Below are 21,077 nucleotides of genomic sequence, written 5' to 3' on the forward strand. Positions count from 1 at the left end.
TCGCCGCAGCGGCTTCAATCGGCCTTCACATTGCATTGTTCATGTGACGTTCCAGATCTGGAACACCACGAATGTTAGATTCTGGGAAGGCATGTAGCACAATTGATATCGCACTTCCTGTGCAGAGACGATATTTTCCCTAACACGAAGGTCACCATGTCCTACGACGCGAACAACGCATATCCCGCAGGCCCCGGTGCCACAGGTCCAGGAGCAATGGGACCTGGCGGCCAGATCCGCGGAGCCGCCAGCCCAGAAGATCTCTCCCTCCCGCTCTACGGCGCCTCGTTCGGCCAGGCCGTGAAGCGCTTCTTCAAGAACTACACGAAGTTCAACGGCCGTGCATCACGCAGCGAGTTCTGGTGGGTGGCGCTGTTCGGTTTCCTGCTATCGCTCGTTCCTTACCTGCTCGTGGTTATCGGCTCCGTGATGACGGCAAGCTCTGCAGCATCGGTCGACCCTTATGATCCCGTAGCTACGCAGGCGGCGACATCGGGGCCGGGCATGGCGCTCATGGTGATCGGTGGCATCTTGCTGTTCCTCATCGCTTTGGCGATGATCGTCCCGACCCTGGCGATCAACTGGCGTCGTCTCCACGACGCGAATTTCTCCGGATTGTTCTACCTGTTGACGCTGACCTCCATTGGCGGAATCGTCGTCTTCGTCATGACGCTCCTGCCTCCCAAGCCAGAAGGGCAGCGCTACGACGCGTGAGCGCCTGAAAGCTTACGTTGGCGCAGGACTCTCATGGGAGTATCCGCGCCTCTAACGAACTGAAGCTGCCGCATGCATCCCCTGCATGCGGCAGCTTTCTCTTTGCAGATCTGTTCGTCAATGCATCGCCAACTCATGCATTCGGTGCCGTTTAGCACGGCTCCCGTTCACTCATACATTTCGCTTCGCAAGAGGCCTCGTCGGCTCCGTTGCCTACCGTTGCAACTGTATGTCGTGAAACGGGCTGGGCGTGATGCTCGCTACCGCCATCAGGGTGTTCATACTTATTGCGGTAGATAGAGTACGTGGGGCGGAGATGAAGGATCTTCTGCTTGCTGGCAGGGCCTGTGGGGCGGGAGTGACGAAATGCTCCGCCAATCGACAACCTAACGTTGCGCGACCGACGGAGCGATCCGCTGTTCCTGGTCAAGTAGGGTGACCGCCTGAGATGCCGTTGCTATCGCCGCAGCCGACGTGATCACCTCGGGGCGACCTCAGGCAGCGGAGATGCTCGGGAACCAGGTGACGATCGCGGGTACGCAGACAAGGAGCACGATAAGTGCAAATTCTATGAACAGGTACGGCACCGCCCCTTTGACGATGTCGGCAATGTCCAGTTCTGGGACTACCGACTTCATCGTGTAGAGGTTGAGTCCAACCGGTGGGGTAATCACAGCGGTTTCAAGAGTCACGACGAGGATGACACCCACCCAGAGCGGATCGTAGCCGAGGGCCGTGAAAATAGGCAGCACGATCGGTGTGACCACGAGGAGCAGCGAGGCTGCATCGACGAGGCACCCGAGCATGGCAATGATCAGCAGGACGATGATGGCGATGAGCACTGGGGGCAGGCTCAGCGAACTCACCGCACCTGTGATGGCTTCCGGTGCTCGGACGACGACAAGCAGCTGGGTGAAGGCGAACGCTGCTCCAACGATGATGAGCAGACTGCCGGAAATCTTCGTCGTCTCGACAAGAATTTTCTTGATGTTTGCCCAGGTCAGCGCACGGTCAATTAGACCGACAATGAGTGCTGCACCAATAGCGCCGATCGCGGCTGCTTCGGTGGCGGTGGCCAAGCCGGTGTAGATCGAGCCGAGGACAACGATGATAAGCACCATGGCGGGAATGATCTTCACCAGAGACGAGAATCTCGATGTCCAAGTGATCGTCTCCGTCGTCTTCGGGGCGAGGTCCTTCTTGACCGTGGCGACAAGGACAACGAAGCTCATCATCAGCACCGCCAGGAGCAGGCCCGGTATTAGCCCGGCTGCGAAGAGCTCTCCGACGCCAGCTCCACTGATCGACGAATAGAGGATGAACATAAGGCTCGGGGGAATGAGCATCGCCAATGCACCGGAGGCGACCACTGAACCCGAAGCAAAACCAGGATGATAACCACGGCGTAGCATCTCCGGAACAGCCATGCGACCGACGACCGCGACCGAAGAGATGGATACACCCGACATGGCGCCGAAGACGGTCGAAGAACCAACCGAAGCGAGCGCAAGGCCGCCGGGTACCCGTGCCAACCATTGATGCGCTGCCCTGAAGATCGCCTGGCCCAGTCCACCGACGACGAGAATCTCGCCGAGAAGGATGTACATCGGAGCGGCCACGAGCGAATAGTTCTCTAGTTGGCTGACGAACGCGATTGGCATCTGCTGAATGCCAGAGAAGCCCTCGACGACAAAGAGACCGAGCAGTCCGGAAACACCGAGGGCGATGAAGATCGGTGTGCGGATGATGATGAGGAACAGCAGGAGGATCACTGCTGCGGTGACGACAAGAGCTTCAGTCATGAGTGCCCCCTCGGGCAATATCGGTGCTGTCGTCCTCAACTTCCTCGGCAATTGCCGAGGTGCGGGTCTGCCAGGGCGAGAGGATGACGACAAGAGCGAGTACGAGCAGGCCAACAGCGACGACCGCGTAGTCAATCCACACAGGAAGATTGAAGTTTCCCGAGGTTCGCAGTCCTTCAACGAGGAAGTTCGTCGAAGCGCTCGCCGCAGTCAGTCCGACGACGATGCTGAATAGAAGGGTGGCCGTGTTCGTGATGATGTCGGCGACGAGTTTCCCTCGCGGGCTGAACTTACGGTAGAAGAGATCCATGGCGATGTGAGATCGCTGAGCCGCAATGTTGGGAATGGCGAACATGACGATGATGACTAGCCCGAGCATGCACACTGGCAACGACCACGATAGTGGTTGCGCGAAGACATATCGCATGATGACGTCATACCCGGTGATTAGCATGATGATGACGATGATGACTCCGGAGAGAATCCGCATCCCTGCGGTGACGGCCACCAACGCATCTGCGAGTGGTCCGAGAAGTCGGTTGTTCCGCCTCGGCGATTTGGAGGGCTGATGGAAGATCCGACGTTGTTCGGGTTCGTTGCTCATGCTGACCTCACCAACTTGAGTGCCTTTTCTGCCAGCTCGGGATCATCGACCTTTTGCTTCCACCACTCAAGGACCGGAGTCGTAGCCTTCCTGAATAAGGCAATCTGCTGCTGGTCGAGTTTGAGGATCTCAACTCCTGAGTTCTCGATAATCTCGCGATATTCGTCCTCGTATACAGCGACTTGATGGTCTGTCCCTTGCTCGGTCATCATCCTGCCTCCGTCCTGGAGCGCCTTTTGAGTCGTACTCGGCAGGGCGTCGTACCAGTTGACATTGGCGTATGCGTCGACGCTGTAATCGCCGAAGTGAGCGTCGGTGCCGTACTTGAGGACGTTCTGCAAGTCGCGGGATATGACTGTCCCCATGTAACTGACCATGCCGTCGATTGTTCCGCGTTCGAGGGCTTCATAGAGCTCGGACGATGACATAGACACAGGTGATCCGCCGAGAGTCTTGATCATTTCGCCCTCGACCTGCCCTGCTGTTCGGATGCGAAGGCCGCGCACGTCCTCGGGCTTCTCGATTGGACGGTCGACGGTGAACAGCCACTCTGGAGTAGTCGGCATTGCACCGAGGCTGATGAGCCCTCGCGGGCGCAGTGTCTCATTGATGAGCTGGGACAGGGGGCTATCAAAAGCCAGCGCTCGCCGGATCTGCTCGAATCCTTCATTGACGAATGGAAGCTCGCAGACACCGAGGATGGGGTAGCTCGTCGAGACATAAGAGCTTGTCTGTACCACCACGTCGGCAACGCCCTGAAGCAGCCCTGGTATCGACTGTTCAGCGTTGAGCAGGGTGCCCGAATCGTAGAGATCGACGCTGACACCATCGGCTTTGGCCGCGGTGTCGACAAGCATCTCGATGCCGGGAAACAGATCCTTGTACGAGGGCGTGAGATAGGTGGCGACTCTGATATCGGATACTGAGCGGCCGCCTCTGGTCACAGAGTTGGTCCCGACTGCTCCACAGCCGGCAAGCAGCAGTGGAAGGCTGGCCAGAGCCAAGATGCTGCGCCGGCCGACCGGAGCGCTGGAAATCGCTTTCGAAGTGGAACGGTCCATGTGAATCTCCTCCTTGAAATTTCTGGACCAATTGTGGTTGCAGCAGAGCTCAGAATGAACGCGGCATACCTAGGACGTGCTGTCCGACGAACGAGAGGATCATGTTCGTCGAGATCGGAGCGACCTGGTAGAGCCGAGTCTCCCGGAACTTCCTTTCGATGTCGTATTCCGTGGTCATTCCGTAGCCTCCATGAGTCTGCAGAGCGGTGTCCGCAGCTTTCCAGGAGGCATCGGCGGCTAGGTATTTGGCCATGTTCGCCTCGGCCCCGCAGGGTTGACCCGCGTCGAAGAGGTCCGCTGCCTTCCACCGCATGAGGTCTGCGGCTTCGACATCGATATAGTTTCTGGCGATGGGGAATTGAATGCCCTGATTCGCACCTATTGGGCGACCGAAGACCTCGCGTTCTTCGGCGTATTTCGATGCTCGATCGACGAACCACCGGCCATCGCCGATGCACTCCGAAGCGATGAGAATCCGTTCGGCGTTCATCCCATCGAGGACGTACCGGAATCCGTGCCCCTCCTCTCCGATGAGCGCAGAGGCGGGTATCCGCACGTCGTTGAAGAACAGTTCGTTCGTCTCATGATTGACCATAGTCTTCAGCGGGTTGACCGTGAGTCCTTCCAGCTCGCGGATATCGATGATGAACAGCGAAAGCCCCCGGGACTTCTTTTCGACTTGGTCCAACGGAGTGGTCCGGGCGAGTAAGATCATGAGGTCCGAGTGCTGAACGCGGGATATGAACACCTTCTGGCCGTTGACGAGGTATTCGTCGCCGTCGCGGACTGCTGTCGTACGCAGGCTCGTCGTGTCCGTGCCTGCAGTGGGTTCGGTGACGCCGAATGCCTGCAGCCGCAGTTCGCCGGAGGCGATGCCGGGCAGATACTTCGCACGCTGTTCATCGCTGCCGTGACGCAGCAGGGCAGCCATCGTGTAGAGCTGTGCGTGGACCGGTCCGGCATTTCCGCCGTTGCGATTGATCGTCTCAAGGATCACCGAGGCATCACCGAGCCCAAGCCCGAGCCCGCCATACTCCTCGGGAACCAGAGCACCGAGGCATCCTGTTGTTGTCAGTGTGTCGACGAAGGCTTCGGGATAGGCCTTCTCCTCATCCATCTGTCGCCAATACTCATCTGGGAAGTCGGTGCAGATCTGATTGACTAGACTACGCAGATCATTACGGATGTCGGTGGTGGTATCGATGCTCATTCTTCAGTTCTCCTCTGATGTCGCAGATGTGCTCGCTTCGGCGCGAGGGCCGAAGCCTTTGCGGTAGACCATGACGGTCCGTTCGAAGCTGACGACGATCTCCCCGCGCTGATTGAATCCTTCTGTCGCCACACCGACGATGCCGACGCTGGGTCGCGAGCTCGACTCACGACGATCGAGGACCGTGGTGCGTGAGTGCAGGGTGTCACCTTCGAATACGGGGTTGGGAAGCTTGATCTTGTCCCAGGCCAAGTTGGCGAAGACATTCTGCGACACGTCGCCGACAGTCTGGCCAGTGACGAGGGAGAGTGTAAACGCGGAGTTCATCAGCGGCTGACCGAATTCCGTCTTCTTCGCGTATTCGTGGTCGAAGTGAACAGGAGCCGTGTTCTGGGTCAGAAGGGTGAACCACATGTTGTCCGTTGTGGTCACCGTTCGACCCAGCGGGTGCTCGTAGACGTCGCCGATGACGAAGTCCTCGAAGAATCTGCCGTGCCAACCTGTGTGCGTGGTCATGAGTGAACTGTCCTTTCGGATATGGGTTCGTGGTCGTCTTGTGAAAACTCCGTCAGCACGGATTGAGTGTGTTCGCCAAGGCGGGGTACGCTCCCGTACTCTCGTCCTTTTGGTCCTGGTGTCCATGGTGGAAGCAGAGTACGGACTGGTCCGACCGGAGTCGGGGTGTCGATCCATCGGTCACGCGCCACCAGCTGTTCGTGGTGGGCGAGGTCGGTGATTCCGTTGAGACGGGCCACCGCGATGTCGGCTTCTTTGAGCAGGGCGAGTGCTTCGAGCTGGCTGAGTTGAGAGAGCCGAGCGTTGATGATCTCGTCGAGCAGATCGGCGTTGCCGACACGTGAATGCTGGGAGTCGAAGCGCGCATCCGAAGTCAGAGCCCGATCCGACATGACGATTTCACAGAAGCGCGCCCATTCCCGTTCGCTCTGAACAGCGAAGATGACGACGTTTCCGTCGCCGGTGGTAAAGGCACCATAGGGGGCGATCGTGGCATGAGATGTGCCGCGGCGGGCTGGTTCTCTGCCGCCGTGGAGAGCATAGTGCAATGGATAACCCAGCCATTCGGATAGTGCGTCGAAGAGGGAGATCTGCACGAGTTCGGCTCGTCCGGTACGGAACCGGTGGAGCAGTGCAGCCAGAATCGAAGAGTAAGCGTAACTTCCGGCGGCGATGTCCGCGATCGAGATGCCGACTTTTGCCATCATGTCGCCATCCCCTGTGAGAGCGATCATTCCTGTCTCACCCTGGATGAGCAGGTCGTAGGCCTTCGCATCTGCCATCGGTCCGGTCTCCCCGTATCCCGAGACAGAACAGGCGATGACGTTCGGATGTCGGGCCTGGACGGACGTCGGATCCAGCCCAGCCCGGCGGGCTGCGGAGGGTGAGAGGTTTTCGATGAAGACATCGGCTCCAGCGATCAGCTGTTCCAGGGACGCCTTCCCCTGCTCGGACTTGATGTCGAGAGTGACGGACTCTTTGCCCCGATTGAGCCAAAGGAATGCTGATGACAGGGTAGGCGCCTCGTCTACCTCAGCAGGTAGAGCAGCCGAGATGGACTCTGAGCCCTCAGCAGTGCTGTCCTGCGCGGCTTTCGCAGTATGTATCACTGTGCGGTCGTAGCCGCGAGCGAAATCACCGCCGTCAGGTCGTTCGACTTTGATCACCCGGGCACCGAGATCTGCCAGCTGACGTGAGGCGAATGGTGCGGCGACGGCCTGTTCAAGAGCGATTACGGTGATGCCAGCCAGCGGGAGGCCCTCGGTAGATTCGGCGCTCATGACAGGGTCTTCGCAGTGGGGGCCACTGAGGACACGAGAGCTTCGGTGAAGGTAGTCATGGATGGTTGAGAGGATAGATTGCGCAGAGCAGAATAGATCTGGTCATTGGCGGAGAACTCGGCGAAGGCAAGGCAGTGGTCGAATTTCGCTCGGAGCCGATCCTCGTCGAGCGGCCGAGTAGCATGTCCACGAGGGCGATCGACGCGAAGTGTTCGCGTCTGCCCGTCTATTGTCGTTGCGGTGACGACCGCATAGCCGTCCGTCCACTCAGATGAGCCGGTCGGTGGCAGATCCTTCGTCACCGAGGAGATGCGGGGGATGAGGTCTTGTGCGTCGCGGCGATTGACCGAGCCGTCGGTGAATGACTGCGGAGTCAGCTCATGGTCGAGGAGCATCGCGGCCAGCGCGTACTCCATACTGAATTTGCCTTGCAAACCGGTGACTGGGCGATGATGGATGAGGGGGACTAGCCCTCCGGGCTGTGCACAGACTTCAAGGGTGGAAACGTCGTCGGCCTGCAGACCGGAATCGATGAGATCCGAGACTGCGTCCGCCGCGGCTTGGATGTAGTAACAGCATGGATAGGCCTTGATGTTGAGGCCGATAGGTTCGGTCACGGACTCTTCAATGGTGACGTCGCTGCCCGCGGATGCGGTCGAGCCGTCGCGATTGGTCGCACCAGATTCCGGCGAATGCAGGGCAAGAAAGCCCAAGGGGCTCTCGAGCTGTGCTTCGTCGGAGGTGAATCCGCCTTCCGCAAGAAGAGCTGCGACGATGGCGTTGCTTGCTGCCACTCCAGCGTGCAATGGTTTGGTCATTGTGCCGAAGTTCTGTCGACTGCCAGCGGCAAGGGACCCCGCGATGCCGAGTGCATACCGGGTGGCGCCGGCATCAAACCCGAGAAGACGGCTTGTGGCCACCGTTGCCGCGACAGTGCCGATCGTCGACGTTGAGTGCCAGCCCAGTTCATAATGGCCGTCGATGCCGATGCCAGCAGCGATGATGCGTCCTGCAACTACCCCTCGGACATAGGCGTCGATGACAGCCTTTCCAGACAGATCGCGAGCTGTGCCCAGGGCCAGAAGTGCGGGTACGAGGACAGCACTGGGATGGCTGATCGTAGCGTCATCGACATCGTCGTAATCAAGCGCATGCGCAGCCAGTCCGCCGAGCAGGGCTACCGTCTGAGGGGCGGAATCGGTGGAGTAAGGAAGGCCCAGAGGCTGCGAGGGCGACACCTCGGAAGCGAATGCACGACCTGCGATTCTCACCGCGTCCTCATCCTGAGCGGCGATTGCGCAGGCGAGAGTATCAACGAATGCGCGTTCCGCAGCGTCGCTCGACTCGGCGGGATGCGGATTCTGCCAAGTCGTAGCCAAGTGCGTCAGACGGTCGGTCAGAGAGGCCACTGCGTCGTCCAGCGGTCCGGATGAGCTCATATCAGCGGCTGCAGTGGATGAGGGTGATTCTCGGTGCATCAGATGCGGCTCCTTTGCCGGGTTCGCGCGAACTATGCTATCGTTCCACTAGTTGGAACGATGTTCCGTTCTGGGTTTATCATTGACGAGGTATCGTTCAAAGTCAAGACCCTCCTGAATGGCAAGATGACGGAGGATAGCACGAAGGGGTGTTGTAGGTGACCGGTTCGAACTCGGCAGGCCCGATCCGTAGCGTAGTCAATGCACTTCGGGTTATTGAGGCCCTGGCCGGACATAAAGCGATTGGAGTCTCAGAGCTTGCCCGTCGACTCGAAATGCCCAAAACCTCGACCCACAGAAGTCTCGAGACGCTGGCTCATGCTGGGTGGGTCATTTCGACTGGAGAAGACCAGGCTCGCTGGTCGCTGACGAATCGCGCACTCATCGTCGGTCTTAGCACTGCTTCGGCGGGCAACCTCACGGAGTTGGCGGTTCGGGAGATGAACGCTGTGCGCGATGTTGTCGGAGAGACCATGCACCTGCTCATGCTCGATGGGCTCGAGCACGTGGTCGTAGCCAGGGTCGATGGGACCAATCCAATCCGGACTTTCCTCGAGCTCGGTACCCGTCCGATGTTCCACTCGACATCGAGCGGGCGTTCACTGCTATCTGTCATGGACGAGGCTGCTGTGAGTGAGGTGATCGATGGAGAGGCGCTTGAGCAGGACTTTGATCGAGCTGAGGTGTACAAAGAGGTTCGTCTCACACGTGAGCGGGGGTACGCGCTCAACCATGCGGAATGGCGGACTAACATTGCGGCCGTCGGAGTTCCTGTCGTCACTCAGCAGGGCAATCCTCTCGCTGCAATCTCCATTTCGATGCCGCTGACGAGCTTCCTCGAGCACGATCACGAAAAGGTGGGCCAGTTGCTCATCGAAGCCAGCTCTCGCATCACCGAAGCGTTGATCGGGTAGTCGAATAGCCCGCTCCGCTAGTTCCGAGGCGTCGCTCTCAGGCCGCTGCAGTGTCAGTCGAACCCCGCGCACTCATGGACTTGATGAACGACCACACCATCGCGGCGAAGACAATCGCCCAGACGGTCAAGGCAATCCAGTACCACTGGGCGCCGATCCAGGAGATGATCGGCACACCGTCGACTTTGCCCACATTCGTGCTCGCCACGGAGTACATGCCCAGCGGGAAGACCATGCTCCACAGTCCGGCCGAGTATCCCAAGGGAATGCGGTGACGGAAGTGCCGCCACAGTCCGGCGATGACAAGCGCAGGGATGAGCCAGGTCGAGATGGCCCACAGGATCGCCGAGGCGCCTGCGACTATGACGGTCGTTGCCGAGAAGATGGGAGACGTCCCGCCTTCGAGGATCTTCGAGCCCGCGACCACGGAGATGGCCAGAGCGCCCATCATCACCCAGTACGGGGCGTCGAGGTCCTCTGGGCCGATGCGATGGAGCAGTGCCCTCATTCCCACGGAGACGGCGCAGACGAGATAGAGCCCGATGCCGACGCTCCATGCGATCACCGCGATGACCGCGAGCATGGAGCCGAAGCTGGCTCCAGACGCGGTACCTTGACTCGGCAGATTCGCCATCAGCCCGGACGCGGCGACGGCAACGGACTGAGCCGCGACCACGCAGACGAACCAGGTTCCATTGACCTGCGTGAGTATTGGAGAAGTCGACGACCCGAGCACAGCGGAGAAGGGGATGAGATAGCCCAGGATCAGCCAAGCAATCAGGCCGAGGCTGAAGATCGTCAGAGCGAAACGAAAGTGGTCTTGCCCCTCCAGCGCGGTCGCAAGGACGTTGGTTGCTGCGACGAAGGTGAAGAACCCGAATGCCTTCGACGGGTTGTGCAGATCTGTGCGCAGCTCCTCGCTGTGCGAGCAGGCACGCCAGATGACGAGCGTCAGGAAGAAGATGTAGAGAACCACAGCCAGCCAGAACAAGATGGTCGAGAGGACCGCTAGGCCCTTGAGATGCGCACCGACGGACATGATTCCGGTGGCCATGACTGAGGCGAAGCATCCGGGAGAGACCGTGCCAGGGCTCAATCCCCACTTCGTCTGCAGGTATGCCAGGCTCGTCTGTCCGTTGCTCATCCCTCCATTATCGACTTTTTGTGGGATTGGAGACATTCGAGGAAAGATGGGCAGAATATTCAGCTTCGACCACTATAGTTACTTGTGAGTAACTTGACCTGCGTCAGATGGAACGGCTTTGTCAGGCCCCAGGTGGCGTAATGTGCTTGGCAGAGGAGCGCGAGTGACCCGCGTTTCTGGCGTCAGCGGCCAGCACAGACGGTCGACATAGTCGCACACCTTGGGAGCAGTAGAAATGCAGAGCACTTCACAGGCGCTCGTCGACGAGACGGAACAGGCAGTCAGCCAAATCAGCCTCCGCGAATGGGGAATGTCGGGAAAGCAGGGAGACGTGTTCTCCGGAATCGACCTCGACGTACCTCCCGGAGCAATCTCCATCATCCAGGGCCCTGCCGGCTCGGGCAAGACATCCCTGCTCCTATCGATCGCCGGACGCATGCGCGTGGACACCGGCGAGGGTCACGTGGGCGAACTCGACATTCGCAAACAGGCCCGTCGCGTGCGTGAACAGGTGTCCGTCGGCCACGTCGCTGGTCTCACCGACCTCGAGAACGACTTCACTCTCGCCCAGCACCTCGCCGAGCGACTCATCATGCTTCAGCCCTGGTACAAACCCTGGGTCTCGAAGTCCTCCCTGCGCGAGGTCATCGAAGTTATTCGCGAGACCTTCACCTCCGCCACCGAGGTGATCGACCGGCTTCCCGAGGGGAACTTCTCCGCATCTGACGCCAAAGACGCCGACTTCCTCATCGATGACGAGGGCAAGGCCTTCGTCTCCGAACTCAGCGAGCTGCAGAAGTTCCTCCTCGAACTCGGCCTCGCCAGCCTCGCCCAGGCCCCGGTCGTCGTCCTCGACAATATCGACTATCTGCGCGAGCGCGAAGACCGTGCCCGCGCATGGGCGGCAATCCTCATCTACCAGGAGCTGCGACGCAAACGCGATCCAGAGCATCCGCTCACGGTCATCGCCTCCTGCGAAGATTCCTCCGACGTCGACCTTGTCCTCGACGCACTGTCCACGGAGGTCTCACCCACCTCGGTGGGCAAATTTTCCCTAACGCGGCATCCCCGTCACTGAGGTACCTGCCTCCATCAGCTTTTCCGAATCAGACCCGACAATAAGGTGTTTCTGCGATGTTCTCTCTGCCTTGGCTCGAACTCTCTCGCTTCAAGCGGCACACGATCACTCGACTGGCGATCATCGTCGTTGCCGTCATCCCCGCGATCTACGGCGGGCTCTACCTGGCCTCCAACTGGGCACCGACCGACAACCTCGACAAGCTTCAGGCAGCCGTGGTCAACACAGACGAAGGGGCCGAGAAGCCCAGCTCCGAAGGCGAGAAGCTCCAGGCAGGTGATGAGCTCGTCGACCAAATCACCCCCAAGGGCGAAGGTGGATTCGACTGGCAGGAGACATCCCTGGAGGAGGCCAACGACGGCCTCGCCGAAGGCAAGTACTTCGCTGTCCTCGAGATCCCGAAGAACTTCTCCGAGCGACTAGTATCGACCGGCGGAGACGATCCCGAGCAGGCAGGACTGAATCTGCGCACCGATGATGCGCACAATTTCATCGTGGGGCAGATGGCGGGAACCATCCTCAACGAGATCAAATCAGGGTTGAACGAGACCACCACGGCCGAATACGTCTCCGAGGTCTACCTCGGCTTCAACGACATCCATTCCTCGACGAAAAAGGCCGTCGACGGGGCGAGGCAGCTCAACGACGGTGCCGTCGATCTCCACGACGGAACGGGCGAGCTCTCCGACGGTGCGCATACCCTCGACAAGGGAGTCGGCACGCTGCAGACCGGCATCGGTGACCTCGATGAGGGGGCTGGTGAGCTGAAAAAGGGCAGCGGCGATCTGAAGACCGGCGCAGATAAGCTGGCCAAGAGCACGACCGAGGCGAAGAACGGTTCGAAGAAGGTCGCCGACGGTGCCGGGCAGGTCGCCGACGGAACGGGCCAGTTGCGCGATACAGCTGACGAGGCCACGGACAGGGCCGAGGAGCTCAAAGACAAGGCCGACGACCTCGTCGACGGGACGCGGCCCAAGCTGAACCAGGCGGAGGACGACTTCGACTCGGCGCGGAACACGGTCAACGGCGACATGGATGACCGGGTCGCACAGCTGCGCGAAGACTACCCCGACGATCCGAATGTGGCGAAACTAGCCGATGACATGGACAACCTCGGCGGGGATCTGGACAAGGCCCACGGACGAGCGTCGAAGGCGGCAGATGAGGCTAAGGATCTCGAAGATCCGGTCAAGAACGCCGTCGACGACGTCATGGGCAAGATCAGGGAGGCCGACAAGAAGATCGGCAAACTCGACGACGGCGCACAGAAGGTGGCCACAGGAGCCGATGATCTGCACTCCGGGCTGATCAAACTCGACGCCGGTGCAGGCGACTTGGCCAAGGGTGCCGGCGACCTCAATGACGGCGTCATACAGCTCAAAGACGGCACCGAGAAGGCCAAGACGGGCGTTGCCGACCTCAAGGACGGCTCCTCACAGCTGGCTGACGGCTCAGATGAACTCGACAAGGGTGCGAAGAAGCTCGTCGACGGTTCCGGGGAGCTCGCCGACAAGCTGGCCGATGGCCTCAAGCAGATCCCGACCTATGACAAGTCCGACCGCGAGAATCGCTCGGACGTCGTCGCTGTGCCCGTCGATGCCCAGAAGCTCAAGGACAACTCCGTGGACGCCTACGGCGAGGGCCTGGCCGCGTTCTTCGTCTCCCTCGCCCTGTGGATCGGCGGCATGATCACCTACATGGTCATCAACGCGATCCCGTACCGTGCACTGATGTCATCGGCGAAGTCCTCCCGAATCGCCTGGGCCGGCTACGTGCCCGGCCTCCTGTTCGGGGTAGCCCAAGTCGCGGTGCTCTACGGAGTCCTCACCTTTGCTCTCGACTTCTCCGCCGGCAGTTGGTTGTGGACCCTATTGTTCTCGATCCTCGTGGCGGCCAGCTTCCACGCGGTCCACCAGCTCTGCGTCGCGGCCTTGGGAGGTGTCGGCAGGCTTGTCGCCCTGGTCCTGCTCATGGTCCAGATCGCCTCGGCGGGAGGCACCTATCCGGTGCAGACGGCGCCTGGCATCTTCCAGATCATCTCGCCCTTCCTGCCGATGACCCACGCGGTCAACGGCCTGCGGACCCTGATCGCCGGCGGAGACATGTTCATCGCCGCTCAGGCAGCAGTCGTCCTGCTGCTGATGACCGCGATCTGTCTGGTGGCAACCATGCTCGTCTGCGGTCGGAAGCGCACGGTCACGCTGACCCAACTGCATCCGAGCCTCTCGCTGTAGGGCCTGATCCTCGCCGAGGCGGCGGTGCGTCGGCGCGCACCGTCGTCCCGTCATCCCCGTTGTCCGGGGCGGCGAACGGGTCAATCGTCATCGAAATACCGCAGGTATCGCTGTGGTTCCTGGAGGAAACGCCTCCAATGGTCGACCATGTCGAGCCGATCCCATGTGGATTCGCGCAGCCCCCATTCCCCGACCTCGACGAGTTTGGCGCCCTCTGCGCGGGCGAGGACGGGGGAGTGGGTGGCCATAATGGTCTGCAGCCCCGCGCGATCTCGCGCTCGGATGAGCTGCAGCAGGGTGAGCGAGGCGGTGAAGGACAGTGCGCTTTCCGGTTCGTCGAGGACCCACAGCCCCAAGTCCATGAACTTCCCCGTCAACATCTCGATGAACATCTCACCGTGTGACTGTTGCGAGTAGTGGTGGCCGCGGCCGGCGCCGATCTCCATCAGGTAGGCCATGTTCTCGTGCATTGTTTCGGCGCGGAGGAAGAATGCGCCCCGTTTGGAAGCTGCACCGCGGACGATCTGCACGTGTTCGCTCAACTCCGGGATTTCCTCGGCATGGTCTCGAACCTCCCATCCCGTGCCGCCTCCGTGCGGAAGGTCGAGGGAGGTGGCCAATGCCTCGATGAGCGTCGACTTGCCCGAGCCGTTCTCGCCGACGAAGACGGTTGTGCGCTCGAACTCGAATCCGTCCAGAAAGTCAGGCACAGCAGGAAGGTCATGCAGCCATGGGCTGAGCTCTGGCGGAGAGTGCGCATGTTTGGTCACCGACCGCAACGGCAGATCTACCCGGGAATCCATGTGTACGAATGTAGACGACGGTATGGACATGACGCTTCTGGGCAACGGCACCGAGACTTGCGAGCAGAAGTATCGCGACAATCTGCTGGATCGACGGACAGCAGCGAATATCGCTCCCGGTGCCGGCCAATAGACTGGTGGACATGGATGAGCGAGCAATCGCACTGTTGCGTGCGCGCGGGTGGAGGCCCGGCGAAATCCTCGGCTCGGGCATGGACGGCACGGTCGTCGACCTGTCTGCCGACGAAGTCGCAAAGGTCTGGCACGATCGCCGATCGGCAGACCTCGAGCCGCTGCTGCGCTTCGGTTCGGCATTGGAGCAGTCGCCGATTCCCTTCCGCTGCTCTCGGACGATTGAGATCCTTGGCGAGGATGGTCTCACAATCACTATCGAGCAGAAGGTCACAGGTCGCCCTCTGCGCATCGACGCACTGCCGAATGCACCGGTCGTTACCGATGAAGAGATCCGTCTCATGGGCAACGCGTTGGCAGGACTGTCCCAAGTGGGCGCCGGTGATTTGAGCGCTCTCCCGATCCTCCCCACTGAACAGCCGTTTTCCCACACGAGGAGCTTCGGAGCCTCACTCGCAGATCTTGCTGAGCGACGGTTTGCAGAGGGTCCGGGATTCCTGCGGCAGGAGATCGGCGATATCGACGAGATCGTCGCTGCGCTTCTGCGCGGACTGCGAGACCTCCCCGACCTCGAATCGAAATGTCTGATACACGGGGATCTCATCCCCGCCAACGTACTGATCGACGAAGGCGAAGTCTCCGGAGTGGTGGATTTCGGGTTCCTGACCACTGTCGGCGACCCACGATTCGACGCGGCGATCGCGGCAAGCAGCTTCGACATGTACGGTCCGAACGCCCGTCGCTCGGAGAACGTCCTGAGCAAAGCCTTCAGCGCTCGGTTTGGCCATGATCCCACCATCTATGGCCTTTATCGCGCAGCATACGCGGTGATCACGAATTCCTGCTTCGCCACAGATGGGCAAGACGGCCACTTCCTGTGGTGTGCGCAGATGCTCAGACGCGAGGATGTCAGAGACGCAATAGGCAGCCCCCGCAACTGACCCCTACCCGAACGCAAGCCGCAGCGCCAGGATCACCAGCACCACCGCGATGAGGATGTCGAGGACCTGCCACACCCGCGGCCTGGCAAGGTAGCGCGAAAGACCGCGGGCACCGTAGCCGATGCCGAGGAACCACGTGAGAGATCCGAACATCGCCCCGAGCGTGAACGGCAATGCTCCTCCCGGACCCTGCTGATTCGCCAGGTTGCCGAGCATGACGACAGTGTCGAGGTAGACCCCGGGATTGAGGAAGGTCAGCGCCAGAGTCGTTGCGATGATGGACTTCAGACTGCGCTGATGCGTATCCGCCGTCAGCCCTGATGCCTCGCGTGCCGAACGCAGGCTGCCCCACGCGTACCAGAGCAGATAGGCCACACCCAGCCACCGCAGAATCTCCAAGGCCCACGGTGCCAGGAGCACGATCGCTCCGATGCCGACGGTGCCCGCGCCGATGAGAAGGACGTCGGCGAGGATGCAGATCGTGAGCACCACGCCGAGGTGCTCACGGCGAATACCCTGCCGCAGGACAAGGGCGTTCTGCGGTCCGACTGCGATGATGAGCGACCAACCGGCGAGGGTTCCGCTGATGAGATGAGTGAGCACCCGAAAAGACTATGACGCGCACGTTGATAAGAAAAACAACAGAATCTTCATCTGATGCACAATTGCTTCATGAACATCGATCACGTCAAAGCTCTGGCCGCCGTAGTCGACGAAGGCACGGTGGAAGGCGGGGCCTTCGTTCTAGGTGTCACACCATCGGCGACGAGCCAGCGCATCCGCACCCTCGAATCCCGCATCGGTCAGGTGCTCATTCGCCGCACGAACCCCATCACCGTCACCGAGGCGGGGGAGGCGGTCCTGAAATATGCGCGCGAGATCGAGCTCCTCGAGTCCGAAACCATGGATCGTCTCCATGGCATCGACGTCGGGGCCCCGGACGGGGTCGGTTCCGCCCCGGCCCACGGACGCAGGAGGGTCCCGACGGTTCTGCGGATCGGGGTCAACGCAGATTCGCTGGCGACCTGGTTCCGCCCGATCTTCGCCGAGGTGGCGAAGTGGGACGATATCGTCATTCGCATCGAGGTTGCCGACCAGAACGTTGCCCTGCCCCTGCTGACTTCGGGGGAGGTGCTCGGCACCATCACCTCTGCGGCCTCCGGCGGCTACGGCACTCAGGTGCAGAGACTCGGGTCCATGCGCTACGTCGCCGTCGCGTCGAAGGGGCTCCTGAGCAGACACCATGGGCTCGGCGGTCAGGTCGGGCCCGGTGAGATCAGGTCCGGTACCGACACCGAGGTGGACCTCGGGTCCCTGCCGATGGTGAATTTCGGTAAGGACGATGATCTGCAGTTCGCCTTCCTACGCAGGGTGGGGATCACCAGCATCCCTCCGATGTCAGTCGTGCCCAGCTCCTCGGAATTCGCAGTCGCGGTCGAGGCCGGGGTCGGCTGGGGGCTGATCCCCATCCTGCAGCTGGGAGACCTCAGCGATGACCTCGTGCCGATCTCGGCGGATCCGACCATCGACGTGGACCTGTACTGGCATCACTGGAATCTCGCTTCTGAGAAGCTCGGTCGACTCACCGAGGCTCTCCATCAGGCCGCAGCCCAGATGAGGTGAGTCCGCGTTCGGTCAGAGAGCGAGGGCATTCGTTCGCATGCCTGTCGCATCATCGACGGCTCAGCTGCTTGGTTCGAGTACTCTCGCGATCAGCCACCTGAGCTGATCGAGCGCGGCATCGACGGTGACGCGCTCGGGAGTCACGATCGAGTGCAGAGCCAGCCCGTCGAGCATGGTGAATAGCGCAACGGAGGTGGAAGCCACCTCGGCGGGGTCGATATGCCCCTCCGTGGCCAGGATCCCAAGCCAGCGATGCAGGCACTCATAGGTGAAGTCGTGGCCGTACTCGAGGAGCCTGCGGGTCACGGCCCGGCGTTCGGGCCCGAGGGCGCTGATATGCATCGTGAGCCACAGCTCGAGCTGCATATCGCGGTGCTCGTGGCTGGGCAGGAACTGCGCGCAGCACTCGAAGAGGCGATCGACCGGGTCCAGGCCGGATTCGGAGATCGAGAAGTCCTTGACTGCGGTTCGCATGGAGCCGCGAGCGATGGCCTCGTGCAGGTCAGCCTGGGTGGGGAAGTAGTGACGCAGCGTCGAGGCGCCGATCCCAGCCTCTTTGGCGACCGCCCGCACACTGAGGTTGGTCTGTCCGGGCGGAGCCTGCTCAGCCAGACGGATTGCCGCAGAGATGATGTCATCGCGTCGCGACATTCGTGCTCCTCTCGGCCTCGCGCATCATTGCTGTTTTCTGTATAGTACAACGTACTAGCACGCTGTGCCAGAAGGACGGGATCCTGCGTCGAGATTGACCATGACCCTCGCGTGCGCCACATCGACAGAGACTCCGAGCCAATGAAAATGGAGCCCCAGAATGATCGAAAGCATCCAGGAATTCGCCGGATCGATCCCCGACTGGCTGCAGTGGGCAGGCATCATCCTCGTCTCAGCGATCCCGTTCGTCGAGTCCTACTTCGGTGCCGTCATCGGCGTCGCGATCGGTCTGCACCCCGTCGTTGCGATTCTCATGGCCGTCATCGGCAACGTGGTGTCGATGCTCGCCGTCGTCTACGGTGCCGGAGCCATTCGCGATAAGGCGAGGAAGAACAGAGACAAGAGCGAAGAGCCCTCGCAGAAGCGCCAAAGGCTCAAACGCATGTTCGACAAGTTCGGTGTCCCCGGGGTCTCTCTGCTGGGACAGACCCTGCTGCCGTCTCAGATCACTTCGATGGCGATGGTCGGATTCGGTGCCGATCGCAACGCCGTGGCATTCTGGCAGATCATCTCGATCATCCTGTGGGGTGTGCTCTTCGGCGTCCTCGCCACCCTGGGCGTCGAACTCGCACTGCGCTGACAGCTCGGTCGCGCGAGCTCGCGCTGAGGTGATGGATCAGGGGCTGGGCGGCTGCGTCAGTGGCGACATCTAGACTGTGCCCATGACCGAATCCACCCCGACTGCAACGACCATCGACGCCGACGAATTCGCCGTTCAGGCTCAGCGCATCCTGGCCGAGCTCACTGCGAATCCCGAGGCCCAGTTCCGGGACGGCCAGCTCGAATCGATCCGCGATCTGGTCGTGGAGAAGAAGAGGGTCCTCGTGGTCCAGCGGACCGGGTGGGGCAAGTCGGCCGTGTACTTCGTGGCGACCAGAATGCTTCGGGCAGCTGGCACCGGTCCCAGCCTCATCATCTCCCCGCTGTTGGCGCTGATGCGTGACCAGATCGCCGCGGCGCAGCGCGCCGGGGTGCGCGCAGCCAGCCTTAACTCCTCCAACGTCACCGAATGGGACACCGTCCTCGACGATCTCAGGGCCGGCAGCCTCGACGTTCTGCTCGTCTCGCCCGAGCGGCTGAACAACCCGCAGTTCCGTGACGAGGTCCTGCCCCAGCTCCTGGCCTTCCTCGGCCTCATCGTCGTCGACGAGGCGCACTGCATCTCCGACTGGGGCCATGATTTCCGTCCCGACTACCGGCGGATCGGACACATCCTGGCCGAACTGCCGGGCAACACCCCTGTCCTCGCCACAACAGCCACCGCCAACTCCCGGGTGGTCACCGATGTCGCCGAACAGCTCGGCCACGACACCACCGTCGTCCGCGGCGAGCTCGCCCGTGACTCCCTCCGGCTCGGGGTCCAACCCGGACTCGACGCGAGCGCACGCATCGCATGGCTGTGTGCCCACCTCGGTGATTTCACCGGTTCGGGAATCATCTACACGCTCACGGTCAGTGCGGCCGAAGACATCACCAGAATTCTGCGCGACCGGGGTCACGAGGTCCGTGCCTACACCGGCCGGACCGATGCTGAGGAGCGGGCCGAGCTTGAGCAGCAGCTCAAAGACAACCGGATCAAGGCGCTCGTGGCCACCTCTGCGCTGGGAATGGGGTTCGACAAACCGGACCTCGGCTTCGTCATCCACGTTGGTGCGCCATCATCTGCCGTCGCCTATTACCAGCAGGTTGGCCGTGCCGGTCGTGCCACGGACTCCGCGGATGTCCTGCTCCTGCCCGGTGCTGAGGACCAGGAGATCTGGAATTACTTCGCCACCGCCTCGATGCCCAATCAGTCCGACGCGAATGCCGTGCTTCAGTCCCTCGCCGAGGCGGACGGCCCCCTGTCCGTGGCTCGCTTGGAGACGCTGGTCGGGACCAAACGCACCCGCCTGCAGCTGCTGCTGAAGACCCTCGAAGTCGAAGACGCCGTGACCAAGATCAAGGGCGGTTACATCTCGACTGGCCGAGGTTGGACCTACGACCAGGAACGATATGAGAAGGTCGCGGCCGTGCGCGCTGCTGAGGCGCAGGCGATGCTCGACTACGAGTCCACTGGCGAATGCCGAATGGAATTCCTCATTCGCCAACTTGATGACCCCGACCCCACACCCTGCGGACGCTGCGATAACTGCGCCGGAATGTGGTGGTCGGCCGAGATCTCGGACGAGAACAGGCAGGCAACGGCAGGAACTTTGCATCGCGTCGGCCTGCCCATCGACCCGCGCAGCACCTGGCCCAGCGGCATGGCCAACATCGGAGTCCCGCTCAAGGGCCGCATTCCCGCCGGAGAGTTGGCGGCCGAGGGTCGAGCCATCGCACGGCTCAGCGACTTGGGGCAGGGTCAGACCTTGCGATCATTTCTCGCACCGGACGCTCCCGATGCCGAAGTGCCCGCACAGATCGGCAAATGGTGCCTTGAGGTCCTGGCCCAATGGGACTGGGAGATCCGCCCTGAAGTCGTCGTCTCGGTGCCAAGCGCGCGCAGGCCCACGACAGTGAGATCCTTGGCGGCGAATCTGGCCTCCGCCGGACGACTCATCGACGGGGGAGAGCTGCTGCAGGTTCATGACCACGGCACCCCCGAGGTCAACAGTGCCTTTCGGGTGAAAGATCTCTACGATGCGTTCGTCGTCCCGCCCGAGGTCGAGGAGGCAGTGGCCGGAAAGGCGGTGCTTCTCGTCGACGACGAGGTCGTCTCACGGTGGACGATGGCGATCGGGGCGCGACTGCTCAGGCAGGCGGGGGCGACTGCGGTGCTGCCGTTCGCACTCGCACTGCGTGCCTGAGGAAGATCATCAGCAACTATCTCGGACCCGAATCTCACCGGGTGGG

The 21,077-nt window shown here is 61.2% G+C and carries 19 protein-coding genes; 8 read left to right on the forward strand and 11 right to left on the reverse strand.

All coding sequences use genetic code 11. The features are described from left to right. The first annotated feature begins 216 nt into the window (after positions 1–216). A complete protein-coding gene (locus tag HU144_RS05680) occupies positions 217–714 on the forward strand; it encodes a DUF805 domain-containing protein (protein WP_235350498.1) in 498 nt (165 codons plus the stop codon). Between the two features lie 494 nt (positions 715–1,208). On the opposite strand, the gene HU144_RS05685 is transcribed toward HU144_RS05680, so the two are convergent. Genes HU144_RS05685 through HU144_RS05715 form a run of 7 tightly spaced genes read right to left on the reverse strand, consistent with a single transcriptional unit; the run spans position 1,209 to position 8,665 of the window. Next, on the reverse strand, positions 1,209–2,516 hold the full coding sequence (locus HU144_RS05685; protein WP_235350499.1) for a TRAP transporter large permease: 1,308 nt from the start codon (positions 2,514–2,516) through the stop codon (positions 1,209–1,211). After that, positions 2,509–3,120: a TRAP transporter small permease gene (locus tag HU144_RS05690; RefSeq protein ID WP_235350500.1), complete on the reverse strand. Its 612-nt coding sequence runs from the start codon at positions 3,118–3,120 to the stop codon at positions 2,509–2,511. Before HU144_RS05690 ends, HU144_RS05685 begins: the two co-directional genes overlap by 8 nt. After that, the gene (locus tag HU144_RS05695) at positions 3,117–4,181 is read right to left on the reverse strand and encodes a TRAP transporter substrate-binding protein (protein WP_235350501.1); all 1,065 of its coding nucleotides are present in this window, start codon (positions 4,179–4,181) and stop codon (positions 3,117–3,119) included. The genes HU144_RS05690 and HU144_RS05695 overlap by 4 nt, the downstream gene beginning before the upstream one ends. A gap of 49 nt (positions 4,182–4,230) precedes the next feature. Further along, on the reverse strand, positions 4,231–5,391 hold the full coding sequence (locus HU144_RS05700; protein ID WP_235350502.1) for an acyl-CoA dehydrogenase family protein: 1,161 nt from the start codon (positions 5,389–5,391) through the stop codon (positions 4,231–4,233). Positions 5,392–5,394: 3 nt separating this feature from the next. Then, entirely contained in the window at positions 5,395–5,907 is a 513-nt protein-coding gene (locus tag HU144_RS05705) for a MaoC family dehydratase (RefSeq protein WP_235350503.1), read from the reverse strand. Beyond that, the gene (locus HU144_RS05710; protein WP_235350504.1) at positions 5,904–7,187 is read right to left on the reverse strand and encodes a CaiB/BaiF CoA transferase family protein; all 1,284 of its coding nucleotides are present in this window, start codon (positions 7,185–7,187) and stop codon (positions 5,904–5,906) included. The genes HU144_RS05705 and HU144_RS05710 overlap by 4 nt, the downstream gene beginning before the upstream one ends. Next, complete coding sequence (locus HU144_RS05715) at positions 7,184–8,665, reverse strand: MmgE/PrpD family protein (RefSeq protein WP_235350505.1); 1,482 nt, start codon at positions 8,663–8,665, stop codon at positions 7,184–7,186. Before HU144_RS05715 ends, HU144_RS05710 begins: the two co-directional genes overlap by 4 nt. A gap of 158 nt (positions 8,666–8,823) precedes the next feature. On the opposite strand from HU144_RS05715, the gene HU144_RS19380 reads away from it, so the two are divergent. Then, the gene (locus tag HU144_RS19380) at positions 8,824–9,579 is read left to right on the forward strand and encodes an IclR family transcriptional regulator (protein WP_328284275.1); all 756 of its coding nucleotides are present in this window, start codon (positions 8,824–8,826) and stop codon (positions 9,577–9,579) included. Between the two features lie 37 nt (positions 9,580–9,616). Here the strand turns inward: HU144_RS19380 and HU144_RS05725 are convergent, their stop codons facing one another. After that, complete coding sequence (locus HU144_RS05725; RefSeq protein WP_235350507.1) at positions 9,617–10,723, reverse strand: tellurite resistance/C4-dicarboxylate transporter family protein; 1,107 nt, start codon at positions 10,721–10,723, stop codon at positions 9,617–9,619. A 235-nt stretch (positions 10,724–10,958) separates the two neighbouring features. Here HU144_RS05725 and HU144_RS05730 point away from each other — a divergent pair, with 235 nt between their 5' ends. Both HU144_RS05730 and HU144_RS05735 read left to right on the forward strand, forming a co-directional pair. Further along, the gene (locus HU144_RS05730; protein ID WP_198395903.1) at positions 10,959–11,801 is read left to right on the forward strand and encodes an ATP-binding cassette domain-containing protein; all 843 of its coding nucleotides are present in this window, start codon (positions 10,959–10,961) and stop codon (positions 11,799–11,801) included. A 56-nt stretch (positions 11,802–11,857) separates the two neighbouring features. Continuing rightward, positions 11,858–14,035 carry a YhgE/Pip domain-containing protein gene (locus HU144_RS05735; RefSeq protein ID WP_125188442.1) on the forward strand — a complete coding sequence of 726 codons (2,178 nt, stop codon included), beginning with the start codon at positions 11,858–11,860 and terminating at the stop codon, positions 14,033–14,035. Between the two features lie 80 nt (positions 14,036–14,115). Here the strand turns inward: HU144_RS05735 and HU144_RS05740 are convergent, their stop codons facing one another. Beyond that, a complete protein-coding gene (locus tag HU144_RS05740; RefSeq protein WP_235350508.1) occupies positions 14,116–14,745 on the reverse strand; it encodes an AAA family ATPase in 630 nt (209 codons plus the stop codon). 236 nt (positions 14,746–14,981) lie between these two features. On the opposite strand from HU144_RS05740, the gene HU144_RS05745 reads away from it, so the two are divergent. After that, positions 14,982–15,911 carry an aminoglycoside phosphotransferase family protein gene (locus HU144_RS05745; protein WP_235350509.1) on the forward strand — a complete coding sequence of 310 codons (930 nt, stop codon included), beginning with the start codon at positions 14,982–14,984 and terminating at the stop codon, positions 15,909–15,911. A 3-nt stretch (positions 15,912–15,914) separates the two neighbouring features. Here HU144_RS05745 and HU144_RS05750 read toward each other — a convergent pair whose 3' ends face one another. Next, positions 15,915–16,514: a LysE/ArgO family amino acid transporter gene (locus HU144_RS05750; RefSeq protein ID WP_235350510.1), complete on the reverse strand. Its 600-nt coding sequence runs from the start codon at positions 16,512–16,514 to the stop codon at positions 15,915–15,917. A 69-nt stretch (positions 16,515–16,583) separates the two neighbouring features. Here HU144_RS05750 and HU144_RS05755 point away from each other — a divergent pair, with 69 nt between their 5' ends. After that, a complete protein-coding gene (locus HU144_RS05755; protein WP_235350511.1) occupies positions 16,584–17,534 on the forward strand; it encodes an ArgP/LysG family DNA-binding transcriptional regulator in 951 nt (316 codons plus the stop codon). A gap of 60 nt (positions 17,535–17,594) precedes the next feature. Here the strand turns inward: HU144_RS05755 and HU144_RS05760 are convergent, their stop codons facing one another. After that, positions 17,595–18,185, reverse strand: coding sequence for a TetR/AcrR family transcriptional regulator (locus tag HU144_RS05760; protein ID WP_125188438.1), 591 nt, complete (start codon positions 18,183–18,185; stop codon positions 17,595–17,597). A gap of 160 nt (positions 18,186–18,345) precedes the next feature. Between HU144_RS05760 and HU144_RS05765 the strand changes: the two genes are divergently transcribed. Both HU144_RS05765 and HU144_RS05770 read left to right on the forward strand, forming a co-directional pair. Further along, positions 18,346–18,825 (forward strand): hypothetical protein, encoded by a 480-nt coding sequence (locus HU144_RS05765; protein WP_125188436.1) that lies wholly within the window; start codon positions 18,346–18,348, stop codon positions 18,823–18,825. Positions 18,826–18,907: 82 nt separating this feature from the next. Next, positions 18,908–21,031 (forward strand): RecQ family ATP-dependent DNA helicase, encoded by a 2,124-nt coding sequence (locus HU144_RS05770; RefSeq protein ID WP_096159890.1) that lies wholly within the window; start codon positions 18,908–18,910, stop codon positions 21,029–21,031. The last annotated feature ends 46 nt before the right edge of the window (positions 21,032–21,077 follow it).

Source organism: Brevibacterium sp. UCMA 11752 (assembly GCF_021532235.1).
GTDB lineage: Bacteria > Actinomycetota > Actinomycetes > Actinomycetales > Brevibacteriaceae > Brevibacterium > Brevibacterium antiquum.